At 46.2% G+C, this 20,868-nt stretch carries 21 protein-coding genes and 1 tRNA gene; 19 read left to right on the top strand and 3 right to left on the bottom strand.

What is annotated here, in order from left to right:
- Window positions 1-110: 110 nt before the first annotated feature.
- The 3 genes from C5S62_RS04255 to recR are packed head-to-tail and all read right to left on the bottom strand — an operon-like array spanning window position 111 to window position 1,742.
- Window positions 111-653, bottom strand: a complete 543-nt coding sequence (locus C5S62_RS04255) for a GNAT family N-acetyltransferase (RefSeq protein WP_104404204.1) — start codon at window positions 651-653, stop codon at window positions 111-113.
- 11 nt (window positions 654-664) lie between these two features.
- Window positions 665-1,108 (bottom strand): hypothetical protein, encoded by a 444-nt coding sequence (locus C5S62_RS04250; protein WP_133159491.1) that lies wholly within the window; start codon window positions 1,106-1,108, stop codon window positions 665-667.
- Between the two features lie 22 nt (window positions 1,109-1,130).
- A complete protein-coding gene (recR, locus tag C5S62_RS04245) occupies window positions 1,131-1,742 on the bottom strand; it encodes a recombination mediator RecR (RefSeq protein ID WP_104404202.1) in 612 nt (203 codons plus the stop codon).
- A 910-nt stretch (window positions 1,743-2,652) separates the two neighbouring features.
- Here recR and C5S62_RS04240 point away from each other — a divergent pair.
- The 19 genes from C5S62_RS04240 (at window position 2,653) to C5S62_RS04150 (ending at window position 20,839) form a co-directional block, all read left to right on the top strand.
- Window positions 2,653-5,226, top strand: a complete 2,574-nt coding sequence (locus C5S62_RS04240; RefSeq protein WP_104404201.1) for an endonuclease MutS2 — start codon at window positions 2,653-2,655, stop codon at window positions 5,224-5,226.
- Between the two features lie 47 nt (window positions 5,227-5,273).
- A complete protein-coding gene (locus tag C5S62_RS04235; RefSeq protein WP_104404200.1) occupies window positions 5,274-7,097 on the top strand; it encodes a M6 family metalloprotease domain-containing protein in 1,824 nt (607 codons plus the stop codon).
- A 7-nt stretch (window positions 7,098-7,104) separates the two neighbouring features.
- Window positions 7,105-7,548 (top strand): lipocalin-like domain-containing protein, encoded by a 444-nt coding sequence (locus tag C5S62_RS04230; RefSeq protein ID WP_104404199.1) that lies wholly within the window; start codon window positions 7,105-7,107, stop codon window positions 7,546-7,548.
- 75 nt (window positions 7,549-7,623) lie between these two features.
- Entirely contained in the window at window positions 7,624-8,439 is an 816-nt protein-coding gene (locus tag C5S62_RS04225; RefSeq protein WP_104404205.1) for a Rossmann-like and DUF2520 domain-containing protein, read from the top strand.
- Window positions 8,436-8,957, top strand: coding sequence for an HAD family hydrolase (locus tag C5S62_RS04220; protein ID WP_104404198.1), 522 nt, complete (start codon window positions 8,436-8,438; stop codon window positions 8,955-8,957). The genes C5S62_RS04225 and C5S62_RS04220 overlap by 4 nt, the downstream gene beginning before the upstream one ends.
- A 71-nt stretch (window positions 8,958-9,028) precedes the next feature.
- Window positions 9,029-9,610, top strand: a complete 582-nt coding sequence (locus tag C5S62_RS04215; protein ID WP_104404197.1) for a Maf-like protein — start codon at window positions 9,029-9,031, stop codon at window positions 9,608-9,610.
- A gap of 28 nt (window positions 9,611-9,638) precedes the next feature.
- Window positions 9,639-10,118, top strand: coding sequence for a hypothetical protein (locus C5S62_RS04210; RefSeq protein ID WP_104404196.1), 480 nt, complete (start codon window positions 9,639-9,641; stop codon window positions 10,116-10,118).
- 577 nt (window positions 10,119-10,695) lie between these two features.
- Window positions 10,696-10,768: transfer RNA gene (locus C5S62_RS04205), tRNA-Gly, on the top strand.
- Window positions 10,769-10,883: 115 nt separating this feature from the next.
- Window positions 10,884-12,272: a sodium:proton antiporter NhaD gene (gene nhaD / locus C5S62_RS04200; protein WP_104404195.1), complete on the top strand. Its 1,389-nt coding sequence runs from the start codon at window positions 10,884-10,886 to the stop codon at window positions 12,270-12,272.
- Between the two features lie 53 nt (window positions 12,273-12,325).
- Window positions 12,326-13,303, top strand: a complete 978-nt coding sequence (gene pfkA, locus C5S62_RS04195; RefSeq protein WP_104404194.1) for a 6-phosphofructokinase — start codon at window positions 12,326-12,328, stop codon at window positions 13,301-13,303.
- Window positions 13,304-13,524: 221 nt separating this feature from the next.
- On the top strand, window positions 13,525-15,054 hold the full coding sequence (gene atpD / locus C5S62_RS04190) for a F0F1 ATP synthase subunit beta (protein ID WP_104404193.1): 1,530 nt from the start codon (window positions 13,525-13,527) through the stop codon (window positions 15,052-15,054).
- Between the two features lie 29 nt (window positions 15,055-15,083).
- Window positions 15,084-15,320 carry an ATP synthase F1 subunit epsilon gene (gene atpC, locus C5S62_RS04185; protein WP_104404192.1) on the top strand — a complete coding sequence of 79 codons (237 nt, stop codon included), beginning with the start codon at window positions 15,084-15,086 and terminating at the stop codon, window positions 15,318-15,320.
- Between the two features lie 59 nt (window positions 15,321-15,379).
- Window positions 15,380-15,781, top strand: coding sequence for a hypothetical protein (locus C5S62_RS04180; protein ID WP_104404191.1), 402 nt, complete (start codon window positions 15,380-15,382; stop codon window positions 15,779-15,781).
- On the top strand, window positions 15,778-16,839 hold the full coding sequence (gene atpB / locus C5S62_RS04175; RefSeq protein WP_104404190.1) for a F0F1 ATP synthase subunit A: 1,062 nt from the start codon (window positions 15,778-15,780) through the stop codon (window positions 16,837-16,839). The genes C5S62_RS04180 and atpB overlap by 4 nt, the downstream gene beginning before the upstream one ends.
- 69 nt (window positions 16,840-16,908) lie before the next feature.
- On the top strand, window positions 16,909-17,154 hold the full coding sequence (atpE, locus tag C5S62_RS04170; RefSeq protein ID WP_104404189.1) for an ATP synthase F0 subunit C: 246 nt from the start codon (window positions 16,909-16,911) through the stop codon (window positions 17,152-17,154).
- Between the two features lie 17 nt (window positions 17,155-17,171).
- On the top strand, window positions 17,172-17,678 hold the full coding sequence (gene atpF, locus C5S62_RS04165) for a F0F1 ATP synthase subunit B (protein WP_104404188.1): 507 nt from the start codon (window positions 17,172-17,174) through the stop codon (window positions 17,676-17,678).
- A 20-nt stretch (window positions 17,679-17,698) separates the two neighbouring features.
- The gene (locus C5S62_RS04160; protein ID WP_104404187.1) at window positions 17,699-18,241 is read left to right on the top strand and encodes a F0F1 ATP synthase subunit delta; all 543 of its coding nucleotides are present in this window, start codon (window positions 17,699-17,701) and stop codon (window positions 18,239-18,241) included.
- Window positions 18,242-18,279: 38 nt separating this feature from the next.
- Window positions 18,280-19,869, top strand: coding sequence for a F0F1 ATP synthase subunit alpha (atpA, locus tag C5S62_RS04155; RefSeq protein ID WP_104404186.1), 1,590 nt, complete (start codon window positions 18,280-18,282; stop codon window positions 19,867-19,869).
- A gap of 88 nt (window positions 19,870-19,957) precedes the next feature.
- A complete protein-coding gene (locus tag C5S62_RS04150) occupies window positions 19,958-20,839 on the top strand; it encodes a F0F1 ATP synthase subunit gamma (RefSeq protein ID WP_104404185.1) in 882 nt (293 codons plus the stop codon).
- Window positions 20,840-20,868 lie beyond the last annotated feature (29 nt).

Genomic DNA, 20,868 nt, shown 5'->3' with positions numbered 1-20,868 from the left:
CCCGTGACCCCATGCGTGACAGGCATGTATTCTAACCAACTGAACTAACGCACCTCTTTTCTTATTTTCGAGTGCAAAGATAACACCTTTTTCATTACCTACAAAATTTTTCAAGCATTTTTTACAATATTTTTCTGTAAAAGGTCTATATCTTCATACTTATCTCCCCACCGATGCCAGTCTTTCAATGTGGCAGTCAGCGTGTATCCGACTGAAAGAAAGGTTTTTCGACAACGCTCATTATACTGTGCAGACACCAAGGCATATAACATACGCAAATGTAAATAACGACGGGCATACACTTCAAGGGATTTGAGCGCAGAGCGACCATATCCACAACCACGACATGCGGCGGAAAGGGCTATCCCGACTTCCGCACGGCGGTCGAGAGCGGAATAATTTGTCAGATCCACTAATCCGACGGGGTTTTCCTGACCGTCAGCCTCCACGACCAAACGCAACTCGCCGTCACGAAAAAAGTCCTGAGGCTGCGCGGCTATGTACTGCCGCAAGGCAAAACGGGAATAATGCATGGGAGCAGATCCGACATCCCAAAGGGAACGGTCATTCTCCAACTCATAGAGCCAGTCCAAATCTTCCGGTTCAAGGGCACGGAGTTTTATGTCGGGCAAGGAAGTTCTTAATTCTGACATTGCCGAAAAACTTACATTTTCGTATCTTTGAACGTATTTTCGTTAACAGGCTTTACAGGCCAACAGAAAACAGAAGCCACTGCGACTATCAGAAGACAATACTTGGGAGTTGGCGAATAGCTTGTGCCATAATAAAGCATCGCATTGCACCATAGGGCGGATGCCAAAACGCCCAGTCTGACAAATGACCAAAAAGCGAAAGCCCTCTTACGGCCGTTGACATCGGACTGTTCCAAAAGAGCTTTTATTCTCCCGTAAGAGAACAACCGCAAGCAGAAATAAGAGCCTCCTAAAGCTGTCACCACGGAAAGGAGCGAAAGATAATAGTCCAAACGACTGCCACCGCCCATATACTCCACCGGCACAACGCCGGTTTCAGACAAGAGGATCCATGCGGCCGTTACGGCCCATACTATTATATATACAATGCGCAAACGAAAGATCGTCGATGTCATGGCTATCATTTAAATTAAAGAATCAGTTCATACTTTTCCGGTCGGCAATGGAACGGCCTAGCGTTACCTCGTCGGTAAACTCAAGTTCATCACCCACGCTCACTCCGCGCGCCAGCACGGAGAGTTTGACCGGAATGCCCTCTAAGCGGCGCTGAATATAAAAATTGGTCGTATCGCCTTCCATTGTAGGGTTGAGTGCCAAAATGAGTTCTTCCACCCCACCCTCTTTGACGCGCCCGATGAGTGAGTCAAGTTCCAAATCAGCAGGTCCCACACCATCGACAGGAGAAATCACACCGCCAAGCACATGGTAAAGCCCACGGAACTGACCGGTATTCTCAATGGAAAGTACGCCGCGTACATTTTCAACGACACACACCACAGAGCGGTCACGCAAAGGATTGGCACAAATGTCGCACACATCCGTATCGGATATATTATGACATACAGAACAATACTTCACCTCATCGCGCAAGCGTACAAGACTGCCGGCCAATTCGTGCACCGACTGACTGTCCTGCTGCAACAGATGAAGCACCAGCCGCAAAGCGGTACGACGCCCTATGCCCGGGAGCTTCGACATCTCCGTAATGGCTTTTTCCAGCAGTCGTGAGGGATATTGTTCTATTTGCATGAGATTAAGAACACACTTAGGTTGAAAACATTTACCTTTCGAACTGCAAACTTACTCTTTTTTTCCTAACAAAACAACATCACACCTCTTATAAATAAACTCTCCCTTTGGAGGATTCTCTCATTCAGGCAAGGCCAGCTGCATTCCAAAACACCAGCATCCAATGCACGTCATTAATTTTATTTATGATTTATTAAACATTACCATTACCTGTTACATTCTGAAAACTAATGCCAGTTATTGAAATTCACGTCCAACCCAAACATACAAACAGGCGGAGAAAAGAAAAAATGCAATACTTGGAATTCAAATTCCAATAAGGAGATTTTAAAATCCAAGTAATGGTTTTCTGATATAAAAACCATTATTACCACTTATTCAACAAGATACAAAAAAAGATGCCTGCACAAACCAATGCAGGCATCTTGCATACCAACTACAGCCCACACAACGCTGTCAGCGCCTATAGGCCGGGATTCTTTGCTGTGAATCCGGAGTCCTTCTCCGGCAGTTTTCCCGTCTCTTTCACCGGGACCCGCAATCTGTAAAAAGATTCGGGAGAATGTGACAATACGGAGAACATTGCTTACGCAGGCCCTTGGCAGGCCTGTTCTCACTCCCGCTCATTTTCCGAAGAGCTATGCAAAGATACTACCTGACAAAGGAAAATCCAAATAACACCGTTAAAAAATAAAAACCAAAGAATCCTTCCGAGGCTCACATAGCAGAAACCACCTCACTCCAACGGTTTCTGCCATGTGTTCTCCCCAAACACTTAAAGCGTTCATGTATCAGCACACAAACCATCAGAACAACCCCGTTTCGGGATATTAACAAAAACTATAGGAGATTTACAGCCGCTCATCTGCCATTATTTTCGTATTTTTGCAGATGAAACATTCAACGGACAATGATTTATCCTGATAACTTCGAAAACAAAATAGGTTTTGACGACATCAGACGACTGCTGAAAGGACGTTGCGTATCTTCACTGGGTACGGCATGGGTGGATACTAAAGTCCATTTCATGACACAGCACTCCGATGTTGTCAAAGCCCTACAGGAATACACGGAATATGGGCTATTGATGGAAGAATACGGCGATGATTTTGAAGCCAACTTCTTTGATGTACGCGAACCGCTGATACGGCTCAGGGCTGAACGTACCTACATGGAGGAACCCCAACTGTTCGATCTTAAACGCTCGCTGCAAACGGCCAACTATCTGATGAAAATCATAGGCTCCGCCAACAGCGGCGACAGCGATGAAGACACGGCCGGCAACGAAGAGGAACACCGCTATCCAGCCTTGTGGAAACGGACAGAAAATATTGACACATTTCCGGAAATCGTGAACCGTATCGATGCCATTCTCAACAAATACGGAAAAGTAAAGGACACGGCTTCGCCCGAACTGTTGTCTACCCGCCACCAGTTGGAAGTGACCACCCGCAGTATCGGGCATTCCCTGCGGTCCATCATTGCCGAAGCCCAAAACGAAGGGTACATCGAACGGGATGTCAGCCCCACCCTACGCGACGGCCGCCTGATGATACCGGTAGCTCCGGCATTGAAACGCAAGATCAGGGGAATCGTACACGATGAATCAGCCACGGGAAAAACCGTATTCATAGAACCCGCAGCGGTGGTTGAAGCCAACAACCGTATTCGTGAGCTCAAAGCGGCAGAACGACGCGAAATCATCCGTATTCTGCAAGAAACAGCCTCGTTAATACGCCCGCATATATCGGAAATTCTCGAAGCCATTCAATTTCTGGCCTATGCCGACTATCTGAACGCACTGAAAAGTTTCTCTGAAACAACAGGCGGCATAGTGCCACAGGTAAGCAAAGGTCCGGTAATAGACTGGCGTCAGGCTTATCATCCGCTGCTCAAGCTTTCGCTGGAACGCCACGGCCGCAAAATGGTGCCACTCGACATATCGCTGAAAACCGAACAATACATTCTGCTCATATCGGGTCCCAACGCCGGCGGAAAATCTGTCTGCCTGAAAACAGCTGGCCTGCTGCAATACATGCTGCAATGTGGTATGCCTGTTCCAACCGGCGAGAATTCCTCACCGGGCATATTCAAAGACATTTTCATAGATATAGGCGACGAACAAAGCATCACAGACGACTTGAGCACTTATTCGGGACACCTGCTACGCATGAAGCACATGATGAAACATTGCAGTTCCAGCAGTCTACTGCTCATAGACGAATTTGGCAGCGGCACCGAACCACAAATCGGCGGTGCTTTGGCCGAAGGCATACTTGACCACTTTGTCACGGCAGGCGCCCATGGCATTATTACCACACACTATCAGAACCTTAAGCTGTATGCCCAACGCCAAAAGTCTATCGTCAACGGCGCCATGCTCTACGACCGCCACCAAATGCAGCCCCTGTTCATGCTCCAGATAGGCAACCCGGGCAGTTCCTTTGCCATTGAAATGGCACGGAAGATTGGACTGCCCAGAAAGGTGATAGACTACGCCAGCGAAATCGTGGGCAAAGACTACGTTATGTCTGACAAATATCTGCAGGATATCGTACGCGACAAACGCTACTGGGAGGACAAGCGCCAACGCATATCAAAGCGTGAACGGCAGTTGGAAGACACCGTAGCGAAATATGAAAAGGAACTGGCCGAAGTAGAAGGCGAACGGCGGGCTATTCTGACAAAGGCAAAAAACGATGCCGGCTCACTCATCAAAGAAGCCAACGCAAAAATTGAAAACACTATACGTGCCATCAAAGAGGCACAAGCCGAAAGAGAACGCACGCTGGAGTCGCGCAACGAACTGTCGGAATTCAAGGCCACTATAGATTCCAAAGACATCAAAGCAGATCACATCACCCGAAAGATGGAGGCCGTCAGGCGAAGACAGGAGCGCCGGCAACAAGCCAAAGGGAACCGAGGCAAAGCCACCCCACCGGCCGTCAATGCGCTGTCGGCTCTGGTGTCTTCACTCAAAGCCACTCCGAAAACCTCTGTTCCAAAAGAGAAAAGGATCTTTAAAAAAGGAGATTACGTATGTATTAAAGGGCAAACCACCCCCGGACGCATAGAAAATATCAATGGTTCACAAGCCAATGTACTGTTTGGCATGATGCACGCCACACTGGCTCTCAACCGCCTCGAAGCGGCACCAGCCCCCAAAGAAGACAAGATACGGCAAGTAGCCACTTTCGTAAGCAAAGCTACGCGCGATGCCATCTATGAAAAAAAACTACACTTCAAGCCCGAAATAGACCTGCGCGGCATGAGGGCTGACGAAGCCCTTACCGCAATAGCTTACTTCATAGATGATGCCATACAATTGGAACAGCCATTGGCACGTATATTGCATGGAACAGGTACAGGGGCGCTCCGTGAACTGGTACGCCGCTATTTGGGAACTGTCAGCGGTGTTAAAAGATTCCATGACGAGCATGTTCAATTTGGCGGCGCCGGCATCACGGTGGTTGAGTTCAATTGACAATCCATCACAGCCTTACCACCATATAAAGTTCATCCACCACCAAAATGACAAGAACTATCATATCACTCATTGCAACACTCATAATAGGTACCTGGACAGCCATGGCATCCAGGCCGCTATTTAAATGGTTCAATGTCAAGCAACCTGACGGTACGGTCGTAACAGTACGCAAAGAAGGTAACGGACAGTTCGCCTATTATGTAAGTACAGATGGCATAGCCCTTCTACGCGATGCCGCCGGCAACCTGACTTATGCCACGAAAAGCGGAAAAACACTCGTACCTTCACGCATCATTGCCCGCAACAGTGCGGAACGGACTTCTGAAGAAAGCGCCGAAATGACAAAAACAGGTATCATCACCACTACACAAGCTTACGAACTTCTTTCTGCCACCACAACACTGCATGACACTCATTCTTCAAGATCCGCAGCCAGTACTGAAGACGGAATGGGAGAATATGGCAGGACGGGAAGAGGCATTCTGCCAAGCATCGGCACACCGACAATTCCCGTCATTATGGTTTCCTTTGCCGACAAGGACTTTCAACCCGCCACAACGGCGGAAAAAGTCAGCCGCTTGCTCAATGAAACAGGATATGCTGATGAAAAATTCTGCGCAGGAAGCGTAAAAGACTATTTCCGTGCACAAAGTGACGGAATGTTTGTGCCACATTTTGAAATAGCGGCCCAAGTCAAACTAAGCAAAAATTACGCTTATTATGGACAAAACGGCACAGGATCGACAATAGACATCAATAAATACGAATTCATGCGCGAAACTTTGGAAAGCGCATATCAAAAAGGTGTCGACTTCGAGAAATACGCCACCGGAGGCTGTATACCGCTCATCACATTCTTCTTTGCCGGTCCCGGAGAGCATTCTTCGTTCGAAGAGAATTGCGAAGATTACCTTTGGGCGCATTTCTCCACCTATAGCTTCACCGTTGGGGGCATCACAATACAATCCTATTTTGTCGGTAATGAACTTCTTCAGTCATACAAAGAAAGCCCGGACAACCCCAGCATTCCCATTGTTACCGGAGCAAACATTGATGGTATCGGAGTGCTTTGCCACGAACTGGGCCACGCACTAGGATTACCCGATTTTTATTATAACGGCTATAACTCTACGACCCGCGACACACTCAATACTATGGGCTATTGGTCTGTCATGGATTATGGAAATTATGCCTACGACGGTTACGCGCCTATCGGCTATAATGCCTATGAACGCAGCATGATGGGCTGGCTCCCTATAAAGGAACTGACTTCTGCCGGACACTATAGCCTGCAATCTTTTAACAACCAAGCCGATGGAGCACAAGCTTATTGCATCCGTAATCCAGAAAACGAAAAAGAATACTACATTTTGGAAAACCGGCAGCCAGACACTTGGTATCCGGACAGATTCGGACATGGTTTGCTGATAACCCATGTTGACTACGACTCAAAAATATGGAATACAAATAAAGTCAACAGCGATGCAAACCGGCAGCGTTTCTCTTTCGTTCCGGCCGACAACAGTAAAGAGAACAAAGACTTAAGCAAGGATTACCCAGGAGACCTATTCCCTGGAACAACAGGAAATACTGAGTTTACAGACAACAGTATTCCGTCTGCAACCGTATATTCTGCATCAGGCCTCTTAAACCGTCCGATATACGGCATTAAGGAAAATGATGGTGTAATATATTTTGCCTATCTAGACAAAACATTAGTAGGAATCCCACATATCCCGCCAAGTCATACTCCAGAGGCTACAGCTATTTTCAGTCTGGACGGACGTAGAATGAAATCCGCAAAAACACTTCCTAACGGTCTCTACATTATTAAAGAAGGAAAGGGAAGTAAACTCATAATTAAATAAAACTTGCATGAAAAAATTATTATATCTGCTTCTTTTAACAAGTTTAGTCACGGCATGTGACAAACTGCCTGAAAACGGCGTTCTGGACGGACAATGGCAACTCAAAGAGATGCATCCCCGCCAGCGAACATCTGATACAGATAACAGACAGACAGATGTAAGCCTGCAGCGTATCTACTGGAGTTTCCAATTAAAATTGCTGAATATAAACGGAAGAGGGCTAAATCTCTTTTGCCGTTTCAACCATCATAACGGACAATTAGACATACCGGAAGTATATAAGCACCTATTTGCTAACGACATTCTCATAACAGACCCCACCACAACCGAACTGGAACCTGTCGGCATCAGAGGAAATGCTACAAGCTATAAAGTTATCAGGCTCAACAGGACACAACTCATACTGGTGTCAGAGGCCGACAGCTTGGTATTCCGCAAAATTGCCCTGTAAACATTTAATAATCTATTTTCTGTTGACACTTCGGTATTTTCCCTTACCTTTGCGTTTAAGCTATAAAACATGGCCATGCCGAACAAAGAAAAAATAGTCCTTATTGGTGCCGGCAATGCAGCCACACATCTGGCGGCAGCTCTACAAGAAAACGGTTATCCGATTGCAGGCATATACAGCCGTAGCAGCCAAGCAGCCGAAACACTTGCCGCGAAAATAGGATGTATCCCTTTCACCGACTTCCGGCATCTGCCCGAAGCGGACATCTACCTATATTGTGTCAAGGATGACGTACTGCCAGTATTGGCCGCCACCATAGCTCCACTACATTCCGCGGCATTACATCTGCACACAGCGGGCAGCATCTCCATAGATATATTTAAAGGACACTGCCTCTGTTACGGCGTATTATATCCGTTACAAACTTTTTCAAAAGCACGACCAGTCAATTTTAAGGAAATACCCTGTTTTGCGGAAGCCTGTAACGAAGAAACCCTAAAAGCTGTCGTCCGGTTAGGGGAATCTCTGTCCGAACAAGTTCACACTCTCAACAGCGAACGCCGGCGCTATTTACACCTCTCGGCTGTTTTCGCCAACAACTTTGCCAATCACTGCTTTGCGCTGGCACAAGAAATAATAAGCCAGAAGGTCCTGTTACCTACAGATGTATTATCGCCACTCATCAGGGAAACGGTCAACAAACTCAACACTATGACGGCAAAAGCGGCGCAAACCGGACCGGCAGCCCGCAACGACCAAAGCGTCATGAACGCCCAGGCGGAACTGCTCAACAGTATCCCCGCCATAAAGGCTTTCTATGAAAACGCCTCCCAATCAATTGTTTCGGCAACGCAGAGCACCGATCAAATTTCCAAACTCTCCAAGACATGATCAATTACGACCTTACAAAGATAAAAGCTCTGGCATTCGATGTGGACGGAGTTCTGAGCACCAACAACGTGCTTCTCTGTGAAGATTCCACACAGCCCACACGCACAGCCAATATAAAAGACGGCTACGCCATGCAGCTTGCCGTGAAATGCGGACTTCAACTTGCCATCATCACCGGCGGAAGAAGCGAAGCCGTACGCAAACGCTACGTCAACCTCGGCATTCAGAATGTATTCATGTCAGTCTCCGTAAAAATCAAATGCTTCAACGACTGGCTGGAAGAGAGTCATCTCCTTCCTGAAGAAGTCCTCTATATGGGGGATGATATTCCTGACTATGAAGTGCTGCGCCACTGCGGGCTTCCCTGCTGTCCGGCAGATGCTGCTCCTGAGATAAAAGCCATATCCACTTATGTGAGCGACAAATGTGGAGGACACGGTTGCGCACGTGATGTCATAGAACAGGTGCTGCGCGCCAAAGGCCTATGGATGAGCGATGAAACCGCTTTCGGGTGGTAAGGGATATCCCGGCATATACAGACCGGGAACCTATTCAAACCACAAACCTAACCCATATACTTTATAAACACATGTTAAGCAATCTCGAAAAATACAACATCGTTCTGGCCAGCAACTCGCCGCGCCGAAGAGAACTCCTGCAACGCCTTGGCATCCCTTTCAAAACACGCAGCCTGCTAGGGGTGGACGAATCATATCCTTCCGAACTACGCGGTGAAGACATTGCCCGCTACATTGCCCGTCAAAAGGCCGAAGCCTATCGGGCCTCCATGGGAAACGACGAATTGCTGATAACCGCCGACACCATTGTATGCCACGAAGGGCACGTGATGGGTAAACCGGCCGATGCCAGACAAGCCTGCGAAATGCTCGGCGAACTGTCGGGGCACACCCATCAGGTTATCACCGGCGTGTCTGTACTCACGGAAAAACGTTTTGAGAACTTTTCCGTGACAAGCCATGTGACTTTTGCACAACTGACAGATGAAGAAATAGACTACTATGTCACCAACTACCTGCCCTTCGACAAAGCCGGCGCCTACGGCATACAGGAATGGATCGGCCTGGTGGCTGTGGAGGAATTGCGCGGCAGTTTTTTCAATGTCATGGGACTTCCCATACAGCGTCTCTACACTATTCTGAAAACATTTTAAACATATAAAAACTTAATACCTGATAGTTATGCAACGACTCACCATTGCTTTCACAGCCCTGATATTGTTTGTCGCCGGCTGCAGCGACAATGCCGATGACCCGAAGTACCGGTCACTACCCCCCGAAATATCCGACCTGACCCTCGCCCCTCTTGACGGCAGCACGGAGTTAAGAGCCAACACTCCTATCGTAGCCACTGTGCAACAAAGTAAATTGGGGAAACTCATCAATAAGACTACTTACAGCTGGAAAACCTCTCCGATAGACATTGACCACAAATATGTCAAAGGTGTCATTTACGAACAGGAGCCACAGAATCCGACAGACACCATCACATTTGCCAATAAAGGCACTTACACCCTGACTTTCACCGGAAGATACCACACCTCAGGCGGATATGAGCAGCGCAATTATTCCGTAGAGATACCCGAAGGAAAAGTAACCTACTCCACTCCCTCCTTTCAATATTATGACGTGAAAGTGGAAAAGACTGTCCGAATCAAATAACCCCACACAATACAGCCACAACATACTGTATATCAGCCAGTCACATAAACAAACATTTTCCGAATAATTCAATAAGCAACAAAACATTCCCATTTTAACACTATTTGCTTTCAAAGGGAAAATGTTGTATATTTGTAACAGCGAAGCGGGGCACTCCATCGGAATGCCCCGCTTTACACATATTTACAAGGTCGAAAAGTCCCATTTTCCACTGTATTTTTCAAAAAACTCCCCGTATTACAATTCAAAATCCAAGTATTCGAATTAAAAATCCAATAATAACATTTTCACCATCAACACTTACAACCTATATTTTAACACACCGAAATGTAACAGAAAGTTAAATATGTTAAAGTGTGCCACCAGTAATTCTTCCTGTCGCTACTGCAATCTCACAAGCCTCCTTCACTGCAAATAGAGACTGTTCGCATATTCCCTGAAAAGTCCCCTCTCCATCAGGTCACCGCCTTAAAAGCACACAATATTTAAGGAAAATCCATAAAACTCTTACTTTTTAGCCTCAATAAATTTTCATTTATCAGTAAAAATCCCTATATTTGCACGTGAAACAAATGATGCGGCAGTAGCTCAGTTGGTAGAGCATTGGCTTCCCAAGCCAAGGGTCGCGGGTTCGAGTCCCGTTTGCCGCTCTCTTTTTTTACAATAATGTCCGGATGACGTTTCCACAAGGCTTTAAACGACCGCACTTCATCATTGCCTCTGCTTATTGACAAAGAAACGACATCCCACACAAACAACTTTCCTATGGCTGTTGTCATCATCATTGCAATTTTAACAATCGGCCTCATCCTTATAGCTACAGAAAACATCAACCGCATGAACAAAGCGGCTGTAGCCATGTTTATGGGAGTTCTCTGCTGGCTTTTATATATAGGCTACGGCACTTATTTCGTTGTAACCGAGCATCAGATAGACTTCCTTTCTTTCCTGTCCAACAACGCGGTCAATGACTTTTCCGTCAAAACGTTCATTGCCAAATCCATTTTTTTTAAATACATCGTAAACGCCGCCGAGGTAGTACTTTTCATTTTGGGCACAATGACCATTGTGGAAGTGCTCAACAATAACGGCTGCTTCGACTTTATCAAGGAATGGCTGCGCACACACAATCCGACACGTTTCCTATGGATTCTGGCCGGACTGACATTCATAATATCAGCCAACCTGGACAACCTCACAACGGTTTGCCTGATGCTGGGCATCATGCACGCTACGATTTCCAACGAGCGGCAACGCATGGTCATGGGGTCGGTCATAGTTATTGCCGCCAACATGGGCGGAGCTTTTACCGTAATCGGCGATGTGACCAGCCTGACGCTATGGGGAAGCGGCTTCGTGACTCCCACCAACTATTCCGGGGCCCTTTTTCTGCCATGCCTGACGGCTCTGAGCACGACCATTCTGCTTGTTTCTCGCAGCCTGCCCCGCCGTCTGGACTTTGTACGGACAGCCCCGCCTTACCGCGGTGATGACACTGTTCTTAACCGCCCGCAACGGCTTCTTCTCCTATTGGTAGGCGTTGGCGGCTTATGGTTCATTCCCACATTCCACCGCATCACCCTCCTACCACCTTTTTTAGGAGCATTGTGCGTACTGTCACTATTGTGGATTGTCAACGAGCTCTGCAACCGTTCTCTCCTTCATAGCGACCAGATGGTAGGAAAACGGCTCCCCATGGCACTGCAATATGTCAGCATACAAAATATTCTCTTTTACATCGGACTGACATTGACTTTCGGCGCAATCAATGAAACCGGCCTGCTAGACCGTTTCTTCGAATGGAGTGTAACCAAATTACAGGACGTCTACATTATCGGCAATATGATGGGTATTCTCTCGGCAATCCTAGGGAACGTCACCTCTGTGCTGGGAAGTGTGGCCACTTTCTCACAGGATGCAGTCTATGCCCATCCCGAAATACTCGACAACTACGGAACAAACGGCTTGTTCTGGCCGCTGCTGGGCTACACCACAGCCATAGGCGGCTCTCTGCTATCTATAGGCACCATGGCCGGAATAGCCCTGATGCGCATGGAAGGCGTTACCCTGAGCTGGTACATCCGTCACATGTCCGGAAAGGTTCTGGCAGGTTGGCTGGCCGGATTTTTCATTTACTTCCTGCAGACTTATTAAATTCAGTCGGTAACTTTTTCTTTTTTAACCATACCATATTAAAACATACTACAATGGGCAAAATCAGATGCGTAGGGGTACTGACCTCAGGTGGCGATGCCCCGGGCATGAATGCCGCCATTCGTTCAGTGACACGTAGTGCCATTTGCAACGGGTTTAAGATCAAAGGCATTTACCGTGGTTACGACGGCCTGATTAATGATGATGTCAAAACTTTCACGACTGAGGATGTGAGCAACATCATCCAAACCGGAGGAACCATTCTGCGTACAGCACGCTGCAAGGAATTTGAAACTCCGGAAGGACGTCATAAGGCTTACGAGACATTACAGAAAGAAGGCATCGACGCCCTTATTGTCATAGGCGGCAACGGCTCGCTGACCGGTGCCATGAAACTGGCCGAGGAATATGATTTCCCCTGCATCGGTCTGCCGGGAACCGTTGACAACGACCTCTACGGCACAGACAGCACTATCGGCTACGACACAACCCTTAACACCATCACCCAATGTGTGGACAAGATACGCGACACAGCTACTTCACACGAACGCATCTTTTTCATCGAAGTGATGGGGCGCGATGCCGGTTTTCTGGCGCAAAACAGCGCCATTGCCGCCGGTGCCGAAGCTGCCATCATACCGGAAGATTCCACCGGTAGTGACCAGCTTATCAAATTCATGGAACGCGGCATTCGGAAAAGTAAGAAAAGTTGTATTGTCATCGTAAGCGAAAGTCCCAAATGCGGTGCCATACACTATGCTGACCGTGTAAAAAAAGAATATCCGGAATTTGACGTCCGTGTTTCCATCTTAGGACATCTCCAACGCGGCGGAAGCCCTTCGGCACGCGACCGCATCCTTGCCAGCCGTGTAGGCGTAGGAGCCATCCAGGCTTTGGTGCAAGGGCAGCGTAACATCATGGTAGGCGTACGTAACAACGAAGTGGTATACGTTCCTTTTATCGATGCCGTTGGAAAACATAAAATGATGGACAAGCAACTGATACGTGTTCTTGACGAACTTTCCATCTAACAGGCCCTGCATTATTCAAAAATGCCGGAAATTTCTCTTCTACTTCCTTTTTTTTAGTGTTTCGCAACAACTTATTACAAGTTTTCAAGAGACAACAGTTGATTTGGCAGTAAAAAGAATTATCTTTGCCATCAACAAACAGAGGAATCTCAGGAGCGTGCCCCACTTCACATCTATCCTGAAATCCCCAAACATCACATCAAGAATAACAAGCGAGAATAATGGAACAGCAAACCGGACATATCTCACAAATCATCGGACCAGTTGTTGACGTACGCTTCAAAGTCAACGAGAAACGAGCCGATGAGGTATTACCCCAAATACACGAAGCCCTTGAAATAGAGCATCCCGACGGACGCAAAATTATTGTGGAAGTGCAGCAGCACATCGGTGAGGACACTGTCAGAACTGTAGCAATGGACAACACTGACGGCCTGAGACGAGGTCTGGAAGTAAAATCCCTCGGTGCACCTATATCCATGCCAACCGGCAATCAGATTAAAGGTCGTATGATGAACGTTATCGGTGAAAGCATTGACGGTCTGAAACCGCTCGACAGAAATAACGGAACTTATCCCATCCATCGCGAAGCCCCTGAGTTCAAAGATCTCAAAACCAGTAGTGAGGTTCTTTATACCGGCATTAAAGTCATAGACTTACTTGAACCTTATGCTAAAGGTGGCAAAATCGGGCTCTTCGGCGGAGCCGGTGTAGGTAAAACGGTGCTCATCATGGAACTTATCAATAACATAGCCAAAGGACACGACGGTTTTTCTGTATTTGCCGGTGTAGGTGAGCGTACTCGTGAAGGCAATGATTTGCTGCGTGAAATGATTGAATCAGGTGTTGTAAAATATGGTGAGGCTTTCACTGAAGCAATGGAACGCGGGGAATGGGACCTCTCAAAAATTGACTATAATGAAGTAGAAAAAAGTCAGGCCACGCTTGTTTACGGTCAGATGAATGAACCTCCCGGAGCACGCGCCTCAGTTGCACTTTCCGGCCTATCCATTGCCGAATCTTTCCGCGATGCAGGCGCTAAAAGCGGTAAGTCCACAGATATATTGTTCTTTATCGACAACATATTCCGTTTCACACAAGCCGGTTCTGAAGTATCCGCCCTTCTAGGTCGTATGCCTTCAGCGGTAGGTTATCAGCCTACTCTGGCCAGCGAAATGGGAGCCATGCAAGAACGTATCACCTCCACAAAAAACGGCTCTATCACTTCCATTCAGGCTGTCTATGTCCCAGCCGATGACCTGACGGACCCAGCCCCGGCAACTACGTTCACCCACTTGGATGCAACTACTGTATTAAGCCGTAAGATCACGGAACTAGGCATTTATCCGGCCGTAGACCCTCTGGACTCTACTTCGCGTATTCTTGATCCGAATATCATCGGAAAGGCTCATTATGATTGCGCACAACGTGTCAAACAAATCTTACAGAAGTATAAAGAACTTCAGGATATTATTGCCATTCTAGGTATGGATGAACTGTCTGATGAAGACCGCGAGACAGTGAACCGCGCACGCCGCGTACAACGCTTCCTGAGCCAGCCTTTCACCGTAGCAGAAAAATTCACTGGCGTACCAGGTGTCATGGTTTCAATTGAAGAATGTATCCGGGGCTTCAATATGATATTAGACGGCGAAGTCGACTATCTCCCAGAACAGGCATTCCTGAACGTCGGAACTATTGACGAGGCTATAGAAAAAGGGAAGTCACTCCTTTCCAAAGCTCAAGGATAAAAACGTACCAACAAAAACAGGCTCCTAAAATCATGAAGATATCTATCGTGTCTCCTGAAAAGACATTATATATGGGTGAGGCAGACAGCGTTATTGTGCCTGGAACTCAAGGACGTTTTGAAATTCTCAAGAATCACGCCCCGATTATTTCAAGTCTCTCCGCCGGCCTTTTGGAATGCAAAGGGGCACAACCTTTGACACTTGAGATTTCAGGCGGATTCATCGAAGTAAGCCGGAACGAAGTTTCTATTTGTGTTGAAATCTGACAATTTTGTCAGATTCTGTTCAAATTAATATTCTAAGACCTATTCCGTAAGCTATAAAAATGAAAAGAATAAGATTTTTCTTCTTTCTAGCGATAGTGTACTGTATTTTAGGGCCTGTATTACTTTTTCTTGAAACACATCTCTCAGGAAAGGCAGCTCTGGAACAGGCTTTGCCAATTGCACTGCTTTCCGTATTCTTTTTCGCTTATAGCTTGGCGTCTTTGACCGTTTTTCATAAATTGCTTCGTAATAACGGAAAATCTTTGACAACTTATTATCTAGCAGACAAAACATTCAGACTTCTATTATGTATGACCATCTTAGCCGTTTACGGTTTCCTCATACAAACAAGTCTGCTCCTCTTTGCTATTAACCTTTTTACGTTGTATTTGGCAACTATGATTATGACCAGTTTCCATTGCATTCGGGAAGAAAACAAAATAAAAGAAAACAAACAATGAGTATTCTCAAAAAAACAGGCATAGGGTTTCTCATTACACTCTTTTTTATATTATCCGCAACAAAAGTTCACGCGACTAATGAAAGTGGAGAAAAAATAGATGTGAAAGAGATTGTACTGGGGCACATGAGTGATGCTTACGACTGGCATATCACGACTTGGGGCGAACATCACATTTCCATCCCTCTGCCGGTAATTGTAAAAGGCAAAACATCAGGCTGGCACATATTTAGTTCTTCTCGCCTGGCTCACGGACAAAGTTATGAAGGCTTTTTCATTGAGAAAGACAGCGGAAAAATACATGAACAAATCAATGAAACGACAACCACAAGGCCTCTCGACCTTTCAATTACTAAAAATGTCGTACAAATTTGGATAGTCATAGCCGTTATGTTGTTTGTCTTTATCGGATCTGCCCGTTGGTACAAGCACAAAAAAAACAGCGATGACGCACCAAAAGGATTCGTCGGTTTTATTGAAATGTTTGTCATGATGGTCAACGATGATATTATCAAGCCAAGTATCGGCGCAGATAAATACAAACCTTACGCACCTTTCCTGCTGACAGCATTCTTTTTTATCTTCATTACGAACCTACTGGGTCTCTTACCTATATTCCCCGGAGGAGCCAATGTTACAGGAAACATCACCATCACTTTCTTCCTAGCCATTTGTACAATGCTTATTGTCAACATTTTTGGCAATAAAGAATATTGGAAGGAGATATTCTGGCCAGAAGTACCGGCTTGGCTAAAAGTTCCTGTTCCCATAATGCCGGTCATTGAACTTTTCGGTATCTTTACAAAGCCGCTAGCTCTGATGGTACGTCTTTTTGCCAACATGATGGGCGGACACGCCATTATCCTTTCTTTGACATGTGTAATTTTCATCACATGCCAATTAGGGACAGCTATAGGTGCACCTCTTTCATTTGCCAGTTTTATTGTAATGATTTTCATGAATTGTTTGGAGTTGCTGGTAGCCTTTGTTCAAGCATACGTATTCACAATGCTTAGTGCAGTATTCATTGGCTTGGCTCATCCGGCTCATCACAAATAAGATTTTGTCCAAATCAAATCAATAAATTTTAGTATACTTATCTTTTAAACCCCTTAAAAAGTTACAGTCATGTTATTATTAGCATTATTAGAAGCAGCAGGAATAGCCAAATTAGGTGCAAGTATCGGTGCAGGTATTGCCGCCATTGGCGCAGGTCTAGGTATTGGCCGTATTGGTAGTTCTGCAATGGAAGCTATTGCCCGCCAGCCAGAATCCACAGGAGATATTCGTACGAATATGATTATTGCAGCAGGTTTTGTTGAAGGTGTAGCCCTTTTCGCTGTTATCGTTTGTCTTCTTTGCCTCTTCTTATAATTCAATAAGATTACCTTATGCCCAATCTGCCATCCATTCTAAGCCCGGATTTTGGTTTGCTGTTTTGGATGCTCGTTGCATTCGTCATTGTTTTCACGCTATTGGCTAAATTCGGTTTTCCGGTAATTATCAAAATGGTAGAAGACCGTAAAAGCTACATAGACGAATCATTGAAGAATGCCCGCGAAGCCAACGAAAAACTAGCGAACATCAAGTCGGAGAGTGCAGCCATCCTAAAAGAAGCCCGCGAACATCAGGCACAAATTATCAAGGAGGCGATGGCAACACGTGACAGCATCATTAAAGAAGCTAAGGATAAAGCGCAAGCTGAAGGCCTGAAGCTCCTGAACGAAGCAAAGGCGCAAATTTCTGCAGAAAAAGAAAACGCCTTACGCGATATCCGCGACACGGTTGCCGACATATCGGTTGAAATTGCAGGAAAAGTTATGCGGCAGCAACTTGAGAAAGATACCGAGCAAGAAGAATATATCGAACGATTACTCAACGAAATGGTTAAATCATAACCCTTCAAATAGTCTGGATTATGAATATCGGTATTATCTCAATGCGCTATGCCAAAGCGTTACTCAAATTTTCAGAAGAAAACAAAGAGGAAAAAGCGGTTTATGCAGAGATGGCCACACTTTCTGAAACATTTCAACATGTTCCATCTTTACAACAGGCTTTGCTGAATCCGGTATATTCTGACAAACAAAAGGTGACATTGCTAATAAGCGCGGCCTGCGGTAAAACACAGCCCACGCAATCAGCACTACGCTTTTTCGAACTGGTTACGGAACACAAACGTGCCGGATACATGATGTTTATTGCCAATTCCTACGTAACTCAATATCGCGTAAGCAAAAGCATCATCAAAAGTAAACTTATCGTTCCCACGCAAGTCAGCGCTACCACCAGTAAGAAACTACAAGATTTAGTGGAAAACCAAACAAAATGCCACGTAGAATTTGAAGTAAAAGTAGACAAAAGTATCGGAGGAGGTTTTATTTTAGAATACGATACCTACCGCCTTGATGCAAGTGTGCGTTCTCAACTATCCAAACTAAATCGGGCATTAAAAAACTAAAGACCATAGGATTAAATCCTTATAAGACAACAAAAAACATGCCAAACAATATCAAGCCCAGCGAAGTTTCCGAAGTCCTTTTGCAACAGCTGAAGAGCCTCGACACAAAGATCCAGTTTGAGGAAGTCGGCGTTGTACTTACAATTGGTGACGGAGTAGCACGTATCTACGGCCTGACCGGGGTTACTGAAAACGAATTGATAGAATTCGAAAATGGTGTTATGGCCGTAGCCATGAACCTTGAAGAAGATAATGTCGGCGCAGTACTCCTCGGTTCCTCTGAAGGCATAAAAGAAGGGCAAAGCGTCAAGCGGACCGGACGCGTAGCTTCCATTGAAGTAAATGAGAATATGCTCGGCCGCGTCATCAACCCACTTGGCCAGCCGCTAGACGGAGGCAGCCCCATTGCGGGAGAAAAATTTCTTATGCCTCTTGACCGCAAAGCACCGGGTGTCATTTACCGCCAACCGGTAAACCAAGCCCTTCAGACCGGTCTCAAAGCTGTAGACTCCATGATTCCCATCGGACGCGGCCAACGCGAATTAATCATCGGCGACCGCCAAACGGGAAAGACTGCTATTGCCATTGACACCATCATCAATCAAAAGGAGAACTACGAGAACGGCGATCCCGTTTATTGCATTTATGTTGCCATCGGCCAGAAAGCATCAACCGTGGCCACCATCGTCAATACTCTTAAGGAACGTGGTGCCATGCCTTATACCATTGTCGTTTCAGCTACAGCAGCCGAAACTGCAGCATTGCAATATTTCGCTCCATTTGCCGGAGCCGCTATCGGAGAATTTTTCCGCGACCGTGGAAAACATGCGCTTGTCGTTTATGATGACCTCTCAAAGCAAGCTGTAGCCTATCGTGAGGTATCACTCATACTCCGCCGTCCTTCTGGTCGTGAAGCCTATCCGGGTGATGTGTTCTACCTCCACTCCCGCCTGTTGGAGCGTGCTGCAAAAATCAACAATCAGAAAGAAGTTGCAGAAAACATGAATGATCTTCCGGCAAGCCTTGGGGGAAAAGTTATCGGTGGCGGTTCGCTCACAGCACTCCCCATCATCGAAACTCAGGCTGGAGACGTTTCGGCCTATATCCCTACAAATGTAATATCCATTACCGACGGACAGATTTATCTGGATTCCAACCTCTTTAACCAAGGTTTCCGTCCGGCCATTGACGTAGGTATCTCTGTAAGCCGCGTAGGTGGTGCGGCTCAAATCAAGAGCATGAAGAAAATTGCCGGTACACTGAAAATTGATCAGGCCCAATACCGTGAATTGGAAGCTTTCTCCAAATTTTCTTCCGACATGGACTCTGTTACAGCTATGACCATAGACCGTGGACGTAAAAACAACCAATTACTCATCCAGTCACAGTACAGCCCTATGCCTGTAGCCGAACAAGTGGCTATACTCTATTGTGGCACACGCGGCCTTCTAAAGAACGTCCCTCTCGACAAAGTACGTGATTTTCAGGAAAATTTCTTGCAGATTATGCGTACAAACTATGCCGACAACGTTTTAGATAAAATCAAACAAGGCCAACTTGACGATGACGTCTGCAACACTATCGAAAAGGTGGCTGCTGACGTAGCCGGACAATACTCCAATCAATAACAATGACAGACAACTTCGCTGTGCGTAGCAACAGCAGCTCCCGGTCTTTTTCGAAAAGACCGGGAGAGGTCTTACAATTGACACCAATATGGCTTCACTCAAAGAAGTAAAAACGCGAATAACTTCTGTTAACAACACGCGAAAAATCACCAGTGCCATGAAAATGGTTGCCTCGTCCAAACTTCACAAGGCGCAGCAGGCCATAGGCAGCATGTATCCTTACAAACGACAACTGGACAAAATAATGTCCACGTTCTCTGCCAGTTTGGAAGGCGAATTGACATCCCCCTACTCTGTCGCCCGTGAGGTTAAGCGTGTGGCTCTGGTTGTCTATACTTCAAACTCTAGTCTTTGCGGCGGTTTTAACGGCAATGTCATCAAGTTGTTACGTAAAAAGATTGAAACATATCAGAAGCAAAACATCGAAGTGCCCCAAATATATCCTATCGGCAAAAAAGCCTATGAGGCTGCCCGCAAAATGGGATTCAAGGATTGCTCTGATTATGCCCAGTTGCTGGATCACCCTAATTATGCTCAGGCAGCAGAACTGGCCGGACTTCTTATGACCTCATTCACAAGCGGTGCATTCGACCGTATAGAAATGATATACCACCATTTTAAAAGCGCAGGATCACAAATTCTTACGGAAGAGACTTTTCTTCCTATCAAATTAGATGCTCCCGCACCGGCCGAAGTGGAAAAAAACAATGATATCGTCCTGAACTATATCGTTGAACCATCAGCCGAAGCCATTATGGAAAGCCTCATACCTAAAGCGCTTCACCTGAAAGTCTTCACAGCATTGCTCGACAGTCTGGCCAGCGAACACGGCGCACGTGTCATTGCCATGCAAGTGGCCACCGACAACGCCGATGAACTGCTGCGCCAACTGACGCTGACTTACAATAAAACCCGCCAACAAGCCATCACAGCCGAATTGCTCGACATTGTAGGCGGTTCCATGCAATAATCAAACGGATTGCAGAAAGCAACTTTACA

Source organism: Prevotella sp. MGM2 (assembly GCF_002933955.1).
Lineage (GTDB): Bacteria > Bacteroidota > Bacteroidia > Bacteroidales > Bacteroidaceae > Alloprevotella.
This window is presented reverse-complemented; position numbering and strand designations above follow the sequence as displayed.